The organism is Xanthobacter sp. DMC47, from assembly GCF_056313845.1.
Window position 1 is genome coordinate 1918899 of record NZ_JBQUZM010000001.1, and the last position, 13415, is coordinate 1932313.

Below are 13415 nucleotides of genomic sequence, written 5' to 3' on the forward strand. Positions count from 1 at the left end.
GGGGTGCGGCTTGCTTGTCAACACGCTCCTTGCGCTCTGTCGCGGAAAGATGGGGAAGGCGGGTGCGGCCGGTGGGGCCGCACCCGCGTCGTGGTCAGGCCTTGAAGTCGGGCGGGCGCTTTTCGATGAAGGCACCCATGCCTTCCTGCTGGTGGGGAAGGCCGAACTGGGACTGGAACACACGGCGCTCGAAGCGGATGCCCTCGGCGAGCGAGGTCTCGTAGGAGCGGTTCACCGCCTCCTTGGTCTGCATGGCGACAGGCAGCGACATGCCGGCGATCACCTTCGCCACCTTCAGTGCCTCGGTCATCAGCTCGGCGGCGGGGATGATCCGGGAGACGAGGCCGGAGCGCTCGGCTTCCACCGCATCCATCAGGCGGCCGGTGAGGCACATCTCCATGGCCTTCGACTTGCCGATGAAGCGCGTGAGGCGCTGGGTGCCGCCGGAGCCGGGCATGACGCCGAGCTTGATCTCCGGCTGGCCGAACTTCGCCGTGTCGGCGGCGAGGATGAAATCGCACATCATGGCGAGCTCGCAGCCGCCGCCCAGCGCGAAGCCGGCCACCGCCGCGATCACCGGCTTGCGGGTGCGCGAGAGACGCTCCCAGGAGGTGATGTAGTCGTCGAGATATGTGTCCGGATAGGTGAAGTTCTGCATCGCCTTGATGTCGGCTCCGGCGGCGAACGCCTTCTCCGAGCCGGTGAGGATGATGCAGCCGATGGCGCGGTCGTGCTCCAGCACGTCGAGGGCGGCGTTCAGCTCGTTGATGAGCTGGGCGTTCAGCGCGTTCAGCGCCTGCGGGCGGTTCAGCCGGATGATGCCGACCCGCTCGTCCACCTCCAACAGGATCGTCTCGTAAGCCATCCTCATCTCCTCCTCAGCCGGCGTGACACCGGTCGATAGCCTCGGCGGCGCTTCGCGCGCACGGGAGACGTGCTCTACCGTGCCTCGGCGTTGATGCGAAGTGGCAGCCTCGCACAGCGGCCGTGCGAGGCTGCGCTATCGCTGGCAGACGGGGCAGTAGAAGGTGGAGCGCCCGCCCTGCACGATGCGGCGGACGATGCCCTTGCAATGCCGGGTCCGGCAGGGTTCGCCCTCGCGGCCGTAGACGCGGAAGGTATGCTGGAAATAGCCCAGCTCGCCGCTCACCTGCTTGTGGTCGCGGAGCGAGGAGCCGCCGGCCTGGATGGCCTCGCGCAGCACGTCGCGGATGGCGGTGACGAGGCGTTCCATCCGCGGCGTCGGCTTGCCGTCGCCCGTCACGATGGTGTGGGCGAGACGGCGCGGCGAGAGGCCGGCGCGGAACAGGGCCTCGCACACATAGATGTTGCCGAGCCCGGCGACGAGCTTCTGGTCCAGCAGCGCGGCCTTCAGCGAGGTGTTGCGGCGGGCGAAGACGCTTGCGAGATAGTCCGCGTGGAAAGCATTGCCCAGCGGCTCCGGGCCGAGCCCGGCGAGCAGCGGATGGCTCTCCAGCCGGTCGTAAGGCACGATCAGGATGGCGCCGAAGCGGCGCGGATCGTTGAAGGTGACGGTGGTGCCGCCGGCGAGGTGCAGCACCACGTGATCGTGGGGCCCCGCTTCGGCGCGCGGATAATGGAAGGCGCCCGGCCGAACCGCCTTTGCCCCCTCCACCCGGATGGAGCCGGACATGCCGAGGTGCAGGATCATCACCTCGCCGCCATCGAGATCGGCGAGCAGGTATTTGGCGCGGCGGCCGATGGCCTCCACGCGGCGACCCGCCAGACGTTCGGCAAAATTCTCCGGCAGCGGCCAGCGCAGGTCCGGGCGGCGCGCTTCGGCGCTCTCGATCACGGCGCCCTGCAAGACGGGCATCAGGCCGCGGCGGACGGTTTCCACCTCGGGCAGTTCGGGCATTTCGTCCTTAAAGGTCACGGGCGCGCAACAACCGGCGCGCGATTCATCTCGGCTGCCAGCATCCCGCCTCGAACGCCGCCGCGCAAGATGCCGCAGATGCGGAGGGCGGCCACATCAACAGCCTCAGCCCTTGCGCAGGATCTTCTCCAGCGGCCGCCCGCGCGCCAGTTCGTCGATGAGCTTATCGAGATACCTTATTTCCCGCATGGTCGGCTCGGCGACGTCCTCCATCCGCACACCGCAGACGACGCCCGTGATGAGCGCGCGGGCGGGATTGGGTGTGGGCGCCTCAGCGAAAAAGGTCTCGAAGTCCGTCCTGCTGGCGGCGAGGGCGCGCAACTCTGCATCGGAATAGCCAGTCAACCAGCGGATGATCTCGTCGACCTCCGCCTGGGTGCGCCCCTTGCGCTCGGCCTTGGCGATATAGAGCGGGTAAACGCTGGCGAAGCTGGTCGTATAGATGCGGTGCTTCTGCATGGGGCTGCCCTCACTGGGGAGGCGCGGAGGGCGGCGGACCCGGCGCGTCGAAATCCAGCTGCTCCAGCCGCAGCCCGCGCCGGGCGATCTTGTCGGCGGAGACGATGACGCGCTGCACGTCGTCACCCACTTGCGCGAAATGCTTGGCGAGATCGCCCACCCGCTCGCGCAGGCGGCTCACATCGTCCACGAGGGCGGCGACCTCCGTCCGCACGCGGTCCGCCTCCTCGCGCATGCGGGCATCCTTGGCGATGGCCTGCACCACCTGTACGGCCAGCATCAGCAACGAAGGGGAGACGAGCACCACACGCAGCCGATAGGCCTCCTGCACCACGCCGTCGAAATGCTCGCTGATCTCGGCGTAGACGGATTCCGACGGCACGAAAATGAGCGCCACGTCCTGCGTCTCGCCGGGGATGAAATAGCGCTCGGCCACGTCATAGACGTGCTTCAAGAGATCGTTGCGCAGGCGCTGGCCGGCGGCCTTGCGGTGCTCGGGGCTCGGCGCTTCGCGGAAGGCGGTGACGGCCTCCAGCGGGAATTTGGAATCCACCAGCAGCGGGCGCGGGTCGCCCGGCAGGAAGATGGCGCAGTCCGGCCGCTTGCCGTTGGAGAGGGTGTACTGGAAGGCGAAGCTACCGCGCGGCAGCCCGTCGGAGACGATGGCCTCCATCCGCGCCTGCCCGAAGGCGCCGCGCGCCTGCTTGTTGGCGAGCGTCTCGCGCAGGGAAACGACCTGCGCGGAGAGATCGCCGAGGCTGCGCTCGGCCGCCTCCACCATCACGAGGCGCTCGGCGATCCGCGTCAGGCTTTCATGGGTGGCGCGGGCGGCGGTCGAGAGCGTCTCGCCAAGGCGATGGGAGGTCTGGTCGAGGCGGTCGGAGACGGCGCGGGCAAGCTCGCTCTGCCTTTGGGCGAGGATCTCCGTCATGCTCTGGACGCGGCCGGCGGTCTCCGACTGCACGCGGACCAGCTCGCGCAGGCGGCGGTCCATCTCGTCGCGCCGCAGGGCTTCCTCGGAGGCGGCGGCGGCGCGCGCCCGCGACTGGCGCACGAGGCTCACCAGCACCAGAAACAGCAGCAGCGCCAGCACCGCCGCGGCGACCGCAGCCGCCTCGGCCACGGTGAAGGGCCGCCCGCCGAAGGTGAACAGCACAACCGGCATGCCTTGCTCTTGCGTGAACCTTCTCTTCTTACGTGATTCTCTTCCTTGAACAAACGGCGAACATGTTGACCTATGCGGCAGCTTCGCTTATCTCGCTCGAATGACGATCCGGCCCATCCTCATCATCCCCGAGCCCAAGCTGCGCACGCTTTCCGCCCCGGTCGAAAAGATCGACAACGAGGTGCGCAAGCTGGTGGAGGACATGTTCGAGACCATGTACGACGCCCCCGGCATCGGGCTGGCGGCCATACAGGTGGGTGTGCAGCGCCGCGTCATCACCATCGATGTGGCGCGCGACGGCGAGAACAAGAAGCCCATCGCCCTCATCAATCCCGAGATCATCGCCGCCTCGGAGGAGACCTCGGTCTACAGCGAGGGCTGCCTCTCCATCCCCGAATATTACGAGGAGGTGGAGCGGCCGGCGAAGGTGGCGGTGCGCTTCCTGGACGTGGAGGGCAAGACGCGGGAGGTGGAGGCCGAGGGCCTGTTCGCCACCTGCGTGCAGCACGAGATCGACCACCTCAACGGCGTGCTCTTCATCGATCATATCTCCAAGCTGAAGCGCGACCGGGTCATCAAGAAGTTCACCAAGCAGGCGAAGCACAAGGCCGAGGCCTGACCCCGTCGCAGCGGGCGATCACGGGACACGAGGTTCATGCGCATCGTCTTCATGGGCACGCCGGATTTCGCCGTGCCCACCCTCTCGGAGATCGTCGGGCGCGGCCATGAGGTGGTTGCGGTCTATACCCGCGCCCCTGCCCCGGCGGGCCGTCGGGGGCTCGACCTCACCCCCTCGCCCGTCCATGCGGTTGCCGAGCGCTTCGGCCTGCCGGTGTTCACGCCGAAAAGCCTGAAGGGCGAGGAGGCGGCGGACGCCTTCCGCGCCCATGATGCGGACGTGGCGGTGGTGGTGGCCTATGGCCTCATCCTGCCGCAGGCCATCCTCGATGCCCCGCGCCTTGGCTGCCTGAACCTGCACGGTTCCCTGCTGCCACGCTGGCGCGGCGCCGCGCCCATCCAGCGGGCCATCATGGCCGGCGACAAGGAGACCGGCGTCGCGGTGATGCAGATGGAAGCGGGGCTGGACACCGGCCCCGTGGGCCTCGTGGAGCGCATCCCCATCGGGCCGGACATGACCGCCGGCGAATTGCACGACCGGATGATGGTGATCGGCGCCGACCTCATGGGCCGGGCGCTCGCGGCGCTGGAGCGCGGCGGCCTCGCCTTCACGCCTCAGCCGGCCACCGGCGTGGAATATGCCGCCAAGATCGAGAAAGCGGAGACGCGCATCGACTGGTCGAAGCCCGCCCAAGAAGTCCACGACCGCATTCGCGGCCTCTCCCCCTTCCCCGGCGCCTGGTTCCCCCTCGGGCCGGAAGAGGGGCGGGTGAAGGTGCTGCGCTCCACGCTGGCGGACGGCTCCGCCGCGCCCGGCACGGTGCTGGACGACCACCTCACCATCGCCTGCGGCCCGGGGGCGGTGCGTCTCGTGGAACTGCAGAAGGCCGGCAAGCAGCCCATGGGCGCAGACACCTTCCTTAGGGGCAATGCCGTCCCGCCCGGAAGCCGGCTCGCCTGACGGCGGCAACCCGCCATGCCCCGCTACAAGCTCACCATCGAATATGACGGCACCTCGTTCGCCGGCTGGCAGATGCAGGCGGACCTGCCGACCGTGCAGGGCGTGCTGGCCGAGGCGTTCCAGCGCTTCTGCGGGGAAAAGGTGACGGTGGCGGGCGCCGGGCGCACCGATGCCGGGGTCCATGCCACCGGGCAGGTGGCCCATGTGGATCTAAGCAAGGACTGGCACACGGACACGGTGCGCGATGCCATGACGGCCCAGCTTCGGCCCCACCCGGTGGCCGTGCTCTCCGCCGAGAAGGTGCCGGACAGTTTCGACGCCCGCTTCTCGGCCACGAAGCGGCACTATCTCTACCGCATCGTCAACCGCCGCCCGGATCTCGCGCTGGACCGCGACCGGGCGTGGCGCATCCCCCAGAAGCTCGACGCCGACGCCATGCACGTCGCCGCGCAGCGCCTTCTGGGAAAGCACGACTTCTCCACCTTCCGCGCCGCCGAATGCCAGGCCGCCTCGCCGGTGAAGACCCTGGACCAGTTGGACGTCTCCCGCCATGGCGACGAGATTCGCGTCGTCACCTCGGCCCGGTCCTTCCTGCACCATCAGGTGCGCTCCATGGTGGGCTCGCTCATGCGGGTGGGCGAAGGCCGCTGGAGCGCGGATGACCTCGCCGCCGCCCTCGCCGCCGCCGACCGGACCCGCTGCGGCCCGATGGCGCCGGCGGCCGGGCTTTATCTCGCAGCCGTCAGTTATTGAGTCCACGCTGATTCGCGGGCCCATGCCCCGCGGTCGGCAACATCCTGTAAACGTTCCTGACGTCGCAGGTTGGAACGGTCCGGCGCCCTTGAGCATTTCCCCATGGAAGACACCTCAGGGGCGATAGAGGACGACGGGTCCGATGTTCAGTTTCCGTATGCCGCGCTGGCAGCCCTCGCGCCGCCGCGTCCCCCTCTCGCTCGCCCATGTCGTTGCCCGCGCCGTGCCCGGTGCGCCGTGCGGCTGGGTCTTCTTCGACGGCAGCGAGACGCGGATCGATACGCAAGACGGCGAGGCCGTCATCATCCCCGGCGGGGCCTTCTTCCCGCGCGAGGCGCATCGCTTCGCCAGCGAGGGGGAGGCGCAGGCGGAGGCCGCCCGCCTCAACGATTCAAGCCTCTGCCTCGACCGGCCCTGGCGGGTGCGCGCCGCCTCGGCCTTCATGGTGGAGCGTGTGACCGCCTCCGGAAAGCCGTTGGCAAGCCTGGGCTGACGCCCGATCCAATCACCCAAACGCAAAAAAGCCCCCGAACCGGGGGCTTTTTCACATTCGGGGGCACGGACCGCTCAGATCGAGCCGTTGATCCACTGCACCAGCTTGGCCTTGGGGGCGGCGCCCACCTGGCGGGAGGCGATCTTGCCGTCCTTGAACAGGAGCAGGGTGGGGATGGACATGATGCCGTACTTGGATGCCGTCTGCGGATTCTCGTCCACGTTCAGCTTCACGATGCGGACCTTCTCGCCCAGCTCGCCGGAGACTTCCTCCAGGATGGGGGCAACCATGCGGCAGGGGCCGCACCACTCCGCCCAGAAGTCGACGATGACCGGCGCGCTGGACTTCAGCACGTCCTGATCGAAATTCTGATCGGAAACCTTCTCGACGGCCATGACATACCTCGTAGGGCAGAACGGGGAGAACCACTGGATGTTGGGGGAGAACGTAGGTAGCCCCTCCCCTCCCCGTCAAGGCGGCTTCACGCGCCCTTGACGCCGAGGGAGGCGAAAGCCGGCGCCGCAACGCCAAGCTTCGCCAGCGCCGCGGCGAGCCGGGAGGGATCGAGCGGCACCACAAGCGGCCCGGCCGTGTAGATCAGCCGCGCCTCCACCGGCCGCCCGCCGAACGCCTGCGACAGAATGGCGCCATAGACCGCCAGCTGGGAAATGTAGCTCTCGCCGGCCTCCGCGGGGTTTGCGGGGGGCACCCGGTCGGTCTTGAAGTCGGCGACGAGAATGCGGTCAGGGAGAAGGACGAGCCGGTCGATGCGGCCGTTGACGGCGAACACCTCTCCGCCCGCCCCCGTGATGCGCCCGATCACCGGCACCTCGGCCCGGCTCCCGGCGCCGAACAGCTCCGCGAGGGGCGCATGGCCGAGCACAGCCAGCGCTTCGGCAAGAATCGCCCGGTGCGCCGCCGCGTCCACCCCGTCCGCCGCGTGGCGCAGCAGGCGCAGGCCCGCGGCCTCACGCTCGGCCGCCGTCACCTCCGGCAGGCCGGCCAGCAGCCGGTGGACCAGATCGCCGCGCACGAGGGGGGGCAGCGCAGTCTCCGGCAGCGGCGCGGGCGCGGCGGGTCGTTCGGGAACGGCGCCGCCCTCGATGCTGGAGGGACGCAGGCGCCGCAGCACCGGCTCGGGCGGCGGGGGATTGGGGAAGGAAAGCGCCTCCCCCGCCTCGAGCGGCGCCACCACGGCAGCGCCGCCGCCCGCCACCTTCAGCCCCGGCCCCCGGCGCCAGCGCAGCACCTCGCCCTCGAAGCCCAGCGCCGGGCCGGCGTCGGCTTCCGGCTCCAGCGCGGCGCGGGCGAGGTCGTACCAGCAACCCTCGGGCCGCGCGTGGGGCTTGTCGTTGGCCGGCGCACGGGTCTCGGCGCCGCAGATCACGAGGGCATCCTCGGCGCGGGTCAGCGCCACGTAAAACAGCCGGCGATATTCTTCCAGCTCACGGGCGGCGGCGGCGGCTCGGGCGGTGGCGAGCACCTCCGGGTCTTCCGCCTTGCGCGGCGCCAGCACGGGCACGCCCTCCCCCGGCAGGGTGAGGAGGCCACCGGCGATGCGCGGGCGCGGCATATCCACCGTGTCGGCGAGGATGACGAGAGGCGCCTCCAGCCCCTTGGCGCCGTGGGCGGTCATCACCCGCACCTCGTCGCGCCCGCTCTCCATGTCGCGCTTGGTCTCGGCCCCGCCGCGCCGCAGGAAGGCGAGGAAGCCGGCGAGGCTCGCGGGCTCCGCCCCCTCATAGGTGCGGGCGAGGGCCATGAATTCGTCCAGCACGTCCGCCGCCTCAGGGCCGAGCCGCGCCAGCATGGCCCGCCGCCCGCCGTCGCGGCCGAGCACGCGGCCGTAGAAATCGAACGGCCGCAGCCCCTTGGCCTCCGCCTTCCAGCCGGCGAGCCGGGCCGCGGCGGCGCGGTGGCGCGAATCGTCGGAGGCGGCGAGCACGGAGGCGAGCGTCCCCTTGCGCTGCGGGCACAGACGCATGAGGTCGTCGTCGGTGAAGCCGAACAGCGGGCTTTTCAGCACTGACGCGAGCGAAAGATCATCGTGCGGCGAGAGCAGCGCATCGCCCAGCGCCATCAGGTCGAGGGCGGCGATGTGCTCCGGCACCACCAGCCGGTCGGCGCCGGCCACCTGCACGCGCGGGTCCTTCAGCTCCTTCAGCGCGCGGATGACCGCCTCGAACACCCGCCCGCGCCGGCGCACCAGCACCAGCACGTCGCCGGCCCGCATGGGCCGCCCGTCGCGGGACGGGATGGCGAGGCCGTTCGCGATCCCCGCCTGGATGAAGCTCGCGATGCGCGCGGCAAGCCGGCTGACGGGATCGTCGGTGGGAACCTCGTCCAGCGGCCGGCGCCAGTTGTCCGGCTCGGGATGGGGCTCGGGCACGGTGGTGGGCCAGATCTCCACCAGTGCCGGCGCGTCGGCCCGGATGGCGGCATGGACCGGGGCGACAGCATCGAGCGTCAGGCCGGCATGGGCGTCGGCGCTCTGGAAGATGGCGTCCACCGCCTCCAGCACGCCCGGCGCCGAGCGGAAGGAGTGGGGCAGTTCCACCCGGCGGAAGCCGTCCGCCCCCACCTTGCGCTCGAAGGTCGTGCGCATGGCGCCGAAGGCCCGCGGATCGGCGCCCTGGAAGGAGAAGATGGACTGCTTCTCGTCCCCCACCACGAAGATGGTGCGTGTCACGCCCGCCCGCGCGCCTTCACCGGAGAAGAAGTCGGAGGCGAGGCCCTCCACCACCTTCCACTGCTCGGGGCTCGTATCCTGTGCCTCGTCCACGAGGATGTGGTCGATGCCCTGGTCGAGCTTGAACTGCACGAAGGTCGGCTGCTCGGCGAGCAGGGCGGCCGCCTTGGTGATGAGATCGTCGAAATCCAGCAGGCCGCGCGCCGCCTTCGCGGTCTCGTAGGCCTGGCAGGCCGCCGCGCCCAATGTGAGAGCCGCGCCGGTGCGCTCCAGCGTCCAGGCGGCCTTGAGGCGGTCGTCGAGGCCGGCGAGACGGTCGCGCTCGGCGGTGAGGCGGGCGAGGAGGTCCGGCTCGCGGGTGCCCATTCCCTTGGTGAGGAGGTTCTTGTCCGAGCGCGGGCCTTCCGAGCCGAAGAACACGCCGCGATAGGCGACGAGGGCCGACGCGTCGTCCTCCGCCGCAGCGGCGGCGGCGAGGTCGTCGGCGCGCTTGCGGTCGGTGGCCTTGTCGGAGGTGGCGAGGGTCGCGGCCACGCTCTCCCATCCGGAGCGCGGCAGATGCGGGCTCGCCAACATCTCGGCTTCCACGTCCGCCACCGTTAGCCCGTCGGGAAGCCCCAGCGCCCGCGCCACCGCGGCGCGGCGGGCGGCAGGCGTGTCGCCGAGCGGCAGGATGCGCGCGCGCAGCGCCACCGCCGCCTCGATGAGGCCGGTGAGCCCGCTGTCGGACATCTCCTCCGTCAGCCGCGCCAGCGCCTCGCCGGCGGGGGATACGGGGGCAAGGCTCGCCGCCACCACGAGGTCGGCGCGGATGCGGGCCATCAGTTCACGCCGGGCCACCTCGTCCAGCTCGCGGAAGCCGGCCGCCACGTCCGCCTCGAACGGGAAGCGGTGCAGAAGGCCGCCGCAGAAGGCATGGATGGTCTGAATCTTCAGCCCGCCCGGCGTCTCCAGCGCCGCCGCGAACAGCCGGCGGGCGCGGGCGCGCAGCGCGGCATCCGCCGGCTCGCCCACCGTCTCGGCGATGGCGGCATCGAGCGCGGCATCGTCCATGCGCGCCCAGCGGCCGAGGATGGCGAGCACGCGGTTGGCCATGTTGGCCGCCGCCGCCTTGGTATAGGTGAGGCACAGGATGCGCCCCGGCGGCGTGCCGGCGAGCAGAAGGCGGATGACGCGCCGGGCCAGCACATGGGTCTTGCCCGAGCCGGCATTGGCCGAGACCCAGGCGGAGACGGCGGGGTGTGACGCCTCCGACTGGCGGCGGGTGGCCTCGGCCTTGGGGCCGGTGGCGAGAGGAGTGTCGGTGCTCATTCGCCCTCCTCCCCGGCCAGCGCCCATTCCCGCACGCGGGCGAGGTGGTCGTAGTCGCCATAGCGCCCGGACCACTGCGGCGCAGCCAGCGAGCGATAGCCCTGCGCCACATTCTCGAACGCCTTCAGCAGGCTTTCGAGGCCGGCGAGGGCATCCTCGGCGAGATCGTGGGTGGAGCGGTCCTTCACCTTCACCGGCTTTTCCGCGCCGCCCTCGGCGCCGCCCTTCAGCTCCACATAGGTGAGTTCCTCCACCGGCGCCGCCGGCACCCCCTCGAACCCGCCGCGCCGGGCCATGGCGGCTTCCAGCGGCAGCTGCGGGGAAAGGGAGGCGGCCTGCTTGGCGCTCGGCGCGGTGCCGGTCTTGTAGTCGATGATGGCGAGCGTGCCGTCGCGCTTGATCTCGATGCGGTCGGCGCGGCCGGTGAGGCGGAAGGTGGAGGCGGCGAGCGGGATCTCCAGGCTCCCCTTGGTCTCGGCGACGATGCGGTCGAGATGCATCCGCCGCTCGCGCTCGAAGGCGACGAGGAAGGCCGCCGCCCGCTCGAACCGCGCCCACCACAGGGCATGCTCGGCGGGGAACGCCTTCAGCGGCGCGAAGGCGCGGGCACCCTCCTCGAGCAGCCGCGCGAGCGCGTCGGGGGGCAGCTCATCGGGAAACGCCTGGGTGAAGCGGCCCACGGCCTCGTGCAGCGCGCTGCCGCGCTCGGCGCCGCCCGGAGGAGCGTCGAGGTCATCCAGCGGAGACAGGCCGAGCACGTGGCGAGCGTAGATGGAATAGGGATCGCGCAGGAATGTCTCGACCTCCGTCACCGAGAGCCGGCGCGGGCGCAGCTCCAGCGGCGGGGCGGGCGCGGGGCGGGTGGCGCGCGGCACGGCGGGGGCCTCGTCCAGCTTCCGCGCGGCGCGGACGAAGCGCGCGCCGCGCGCGCGGGTGGCGTCCCATTCCGCCTCCCCGGCCACCGTCTTCAGCCGCTGCACGAAGCGGGAGGGCACGCTCTGGGTGCCGCCCACCTTGGCGGCGAAGCTCAGCACCAGTTCGCGGGCACCGAAGGCTTGAGCGAAATCGTGCGCGGCGAGGCCGATGCGCCGCTCCGGCAGGTCCAGCCCCAGTTGCGCCCGCATGGGACGGCTCAGCCACGGGTCGGTCTCGGGAATGGTCGGCCAGGAGCCCTCCACAAGACCGCCCAGCACCATGCGGTCCACATGGACAAGACGCGCCTCCAGCGGGCCGAGAATTCGGATGCGCGCATGGGGCTCGGCGCGGGGGCGGACCATGGTGTCGGAGAAGAGCGCGCCCGCCGCATCGGCATAGGAAGCGAGGTCGAGGGCGGGGCCGTCGCCGGCGACGCGCCCCAGCGTCTCGAACGTGCGGGCCAGCGCCGCCTCGGCCGCATCCTCGGCCTCGGGATCGAGCGGGCCGCCGGCCGTCTCCACAGCGGCGCGATGGGCGGCGACGAGTTCGTCGAGGGGTACCGCGCCGTGCCGCTCGCCCAGCGCCAGCAGCGGGCCTAGCGCCCCCTCGAGCCGCCGCACCAGATCGCGCGCGGCGGCGATGGCCGCCCCGTCGATGCGGCTGCGGGGATCGGAGCGGCGGTAGCCTTCGGGATCGTGGGCATCGAGCGCGGCGAAGAGGCCGGCGATGCCGGTGGCGGGGCGTGGTCCGCGCAGGGCCGCCAGCTCCAGCGCCGCCACCGCATGAGCCTTTGCATCCGCATCGAGCCCGAAGCGCGCCAGCGGATGGGTGAGAAGGGCGAACAGCGGCACCGGCGCCAGTTCTTCCGCCGCCGCCGTCACCAGCAGCCCCGCGAGGCGCCCGGCGGGCGCGTCGGCCAGTGGCGTACCGGCGGAATCGTCCAGCGCCACGCCGAAGCGTGCCATCTCCGCCGCCACCCGGCGCGCGAGATCGCGGTCGGGGGTGACGAGGGCGGCCGTCTCGCCCGGCCGCTCCAGGCTGTCGCGCAACAGGAGGGCGATGGCCAGCGCCTCAGAGCGGGGGTCGTCCGCCTCGACGACGCTGATGCCGGCCATGGTGGCGGCGAGAGCGTCGGGCGGCAGGCGGACGGGCAGCGACGCCCAGAGATCGGTCGTCTCCGCCTGTCGCAGGGCCTCGCCCATCAGCCGCTCGCGGCCGAAGGGGGCGGGCGGGGCCAGCGGGATCACCTCGCGCCGCTCCACGCCGAGGGTCCCGAGCAGCCGGGCGAGGCCGTACTGCGGATGGTCGGGCGCGCCCAGCAGGGGATCGGCAAGCCGGTCGAAGGACGACGCGTCGAGATCGAGGTCCAGGCCCGGCAGTACCACGGCGCCATGGGGCAGGCTGGCGATGGCCTTCAAGAGGCGCGCGGTGGCCGGCATGGAGCCGGTGGAGCCGGCGGCGATCACCGGCCCGGCCGCCGTACCCAAAGCGGTGAGGCGGCGCGCCTCCGCATCCACCAGCGCGTCGCGGCGGGCGGCGGGCTCCACCAGCCCCTCCTCCGCCAGATAGGCGCTGAAGGCGCGCCGGGCGATGCGCACGAAATCCAGCCCCACCTTGAAATAGCGGTCCAGCTCGTCGGGCACGAGCCCGTCCATCCGCTCGACACCGAGGCCGGCGGTGGTGAGATCGTCGAACAGGGCGCCCAACGCATCGGCCAGCGCGAAGGTTGAGGCGGTGCCGGCGGCGACAGCCTCCCGCGCCACCGCCTTGGACAGGGTATCGCGCCAGTGCGCCACGAGCCGGGCCAGCACGAGCCGGCGATGCACCGGCGCGATGGCGTGGGGCGCGGCGAGCACCGGGGCGTCCTCGGAGAAAGCGAGCGCGTCCTCGTCCACGTCGCCGAGGGGCACGATGCGCGGCAGCAGCAGCGCCGTTCCGCCCGACGCCTCCAGCAGCGCCTCGGCGAACAGCCGCCCGGCGCGGCGGGTGGGCAGGAAGACGGTGGCTCCGGCGAGCGCGAGGGGATCGGTCCGCGGCGCGAAGCCTTCCACCAGCGCGCCGTCCAGCAGGGCACGCGCGAGCACCGGCAGGAAGGGCGCGGACGGCGGAATGGTCAGCACGCGCGGCACGGCTTCACTCCCAGTCCCACCAGAT

The 13415-nt window shown here is 71.4% G+C and carries 11 protein-coding genes; 4 read left to right on the forward strand and 7 right to left on the reverse strand.

What is annotated here, in order from left to right:
• Window positions 1-94 precede the first annotated feature (94 nt).
• The 4 genes from ACT54R_RS08880 to ACT54R_RS08895 form a co-directional block, all read right to left on the reverse strand.
• Window positions 95-865 (reverse strand): enoyl-CoA hydratase, encoded by a 771-nt coding sequence (locus tag ACT54R_RS08880; RefSeq protein WP_476325471.1) that lies wholly within the window; start codon window positions 863-865, stop codon window positions 95-97.
• A gap of 135 nt (window positions 866-1000) precedes the next feature.
• Entirely contained in the window at window positions 1001-1879 is an 879-nt protein-coding gene (mutM, locus tag ACT54R_RS08885; RefSeq protein ID WP_476325473.1) for a bifunctional DNA-formamidopyrimidine glycosylase/DNA-(apurinic or apyrimidinic site) lyase, read from the reverse strand.
• A gap of 123 nt (window positions 1880-2002) precedes the next feature.
• The gene (locus tag ACT54R_RS08890) at window positions 2003-2356 is read right to left on the reverse strand and encodes a DUF2200 domain-containing protein (RefSeq protein WP_476325475.1); all 354 of its coding nucleotides are present in this window, start codon (window positions 2354-2356) and stop codon (window positions 2003-2005) included.
• Window positions 2357-2366: 10 nt separating this feature from the next.
• Entirely contained in the window at window positions 2367-3521 is a 1155-nt protein-coding gene (locus ACT54R_RS08895) for a DNA recombination protein RmuC (RefSeq protein WP_168458345.1), read from the reverse strand.
• 100 nt (window positions 3522-3621) lie between these two features.
• On the opposite strand from ACT54R_RS08895, the gene def reads away from it, so the two are divergent.
• The 4 genes from def to ACT54R_RS08915 all read left to right on the forward strand — a co-directional run bounded on the left by def (window position 3622) and on the right by ACT54R_RS08915 (window position 6346).
• Window positions 3622-4140 carry a peptide deformylase gene (gene def / locus ACT54R_RS08900; protein ID WP_476325477.1) on the forward strand — a complete coding sequence of 173 codons (519 nt, stop codon included), beginning with the start codon at window positions 3622-3624 and terminating at the stop codon, window positions 4138-4140.
• 36 nt (window positions 4141-4176) lie between these two features.
• Window positions 4177-5100: a methionyl-tRNA formyltransferase gene (fmt, locus tag ACT54R_RS08905; RefSeq protein ID WP_476325479.1), complete on the forward strand. Its 924-nt coding sequence runs from the start codon at window positions 4177-4179 to the stop codon at window positions 5098-5100.
• Window positions 5101-5115: 15 nt separating this feature from the next.
• Window positions 5116-5853 (forward strand): tRNA pseudouridine(38-40) synthase TruA, encoded by a 738-nt coding sequence (gene truA / locus ACT54R_RS08910; RefSeq protein ID WP_476325481.1) that lies wholly within the window; start codon window positions 5116-5118, stop codon window positions 5851-5853.
• 142 nt (window positions 5854-5995) lie between these two features.
• A complete protein-coding gene (locus tag ACT54R_RS08915; RefSeq protein WP_168458349.1) occupies window positions 5996-6346 on the forward strand; it encodes a hypothetical protein in 351 nt (116 codons plus the stop codon).
• A 74-nt stretch (window positions 6347-6420) separates the two neighbouring features.
• On the opposite strand, the gene trxA is transcribed toward ACT54R_RS08915, so the two are convergent.
• From trxA to addB, 3 genes are all read right to left on the reverse strand, one after another.
• Window positions 6421-6741, reverse strand: coding sequence for a thioredoxin (gene trxA, locus ACT54R_RS08920; RefSeq protein ID WP_024276966.1), 321 nt, complete (start codon window positions 6739-6741; stop codon window positions 6421-6423).
• 86 nt (window positions 6742-6827) lie between these two features.
• Window positions 6828-10346: a double-strand break repair helicase AddA gene (addA, locus tag ACT54R_RS08925; RefSeq protein ID WP_476325483.1), complete on the reverse strand. Its 3519-nt coding sequence runs from the start codon at window positions 10344-10346 to the stop codon at window positions 6828-6830.
• Complete coding sequence (gene addB / locus ACT54R_RS08930; RefSeq protein WP_476325485.1) at window positions 10343-13390, reverse strand: double-strand break repair protein AddB; 3048 nt, start codon at window positions 13388-13390, stop codon at window positions 10343-10345. The genes addA and addB overlap by 4 nt, the downstream gene beginning before the upstream one ends.
• Window positions 13391-13415: the final 25 nt, after the last annotated feature.

Excerpts from the sequence above, each read along its gene's own strand:
- ACT54R_RS08880 (WP_476325471.1), bottom strand. The coding sequence starts at position 865 with ATGGCTTACGAGACGATCCTGTTGGAGGTGGACGAGCGGGTCGGCATC.
- mutM (WP_476325473.1), bottom strand. The coding sequence starts at position 1,879 with ATGCCCGAACTGCCCGAGGTGGAAACCGTCCGCCGCGGCCTGATGCCC.
- ACT54R_RS08890 (WP_476325475.1), bottom strand. The coding sequence starts at position 2,356 with ATGCAGAAGCACCGCATCTATACGACCAGCTTCGCCAGCGTTTACCCG.
- ACT54R_RS08895 (WP_168458345.1), bottom strand. The coding sequence starts at position 3,521 with ATGCCGGTTGTGCTGTTCACCTTCGGCGGGCGGCCCTTCACCGTGGCC.
- def (WP_476325477.1), top strand. The coding sequence starts at position 3,622 with ATGACGATCCGGCCCATCCTCATCATCCCCGAGCCCAAGCTGCGCACG.
- fmt (WP_476325479.1), top strand. The coding sequence starts at position 4,177 with ATGCGCATCGTCTTCATGGGCACGCCGGATTTCGCCGTGCCCACCCTC.
- truA (WP_476325481.1), top strand. The coding sequence starts at position 5,116 with ATGCCCCGCTACAAGCTCACCATCGAATATGACGGCACCTCGTTCGCC.
- ACT54R_RS08915 (WP_168458349.1), top strand. The coding sequence starts at position 5,996 with ATGTTCAGTTTCCGTATGCCGCGCTGGCAGCCCTCGCGCCGCCGCGTC.
- trxA (WP_024276966.1), bottom strand. The coding sequence starts at position 6,741 with ATGGCCGTCGAGAAGGTTTCCGATCAGAATTTCGATCAGGACGTGCTG.
- addA (WP_476325483.1), bottom strand. The coding sequence starts at position 10,346 with ATGAGCACCGACACTCCTCTCGCCACCGGCCCCAAGGCCGAGGCCACC.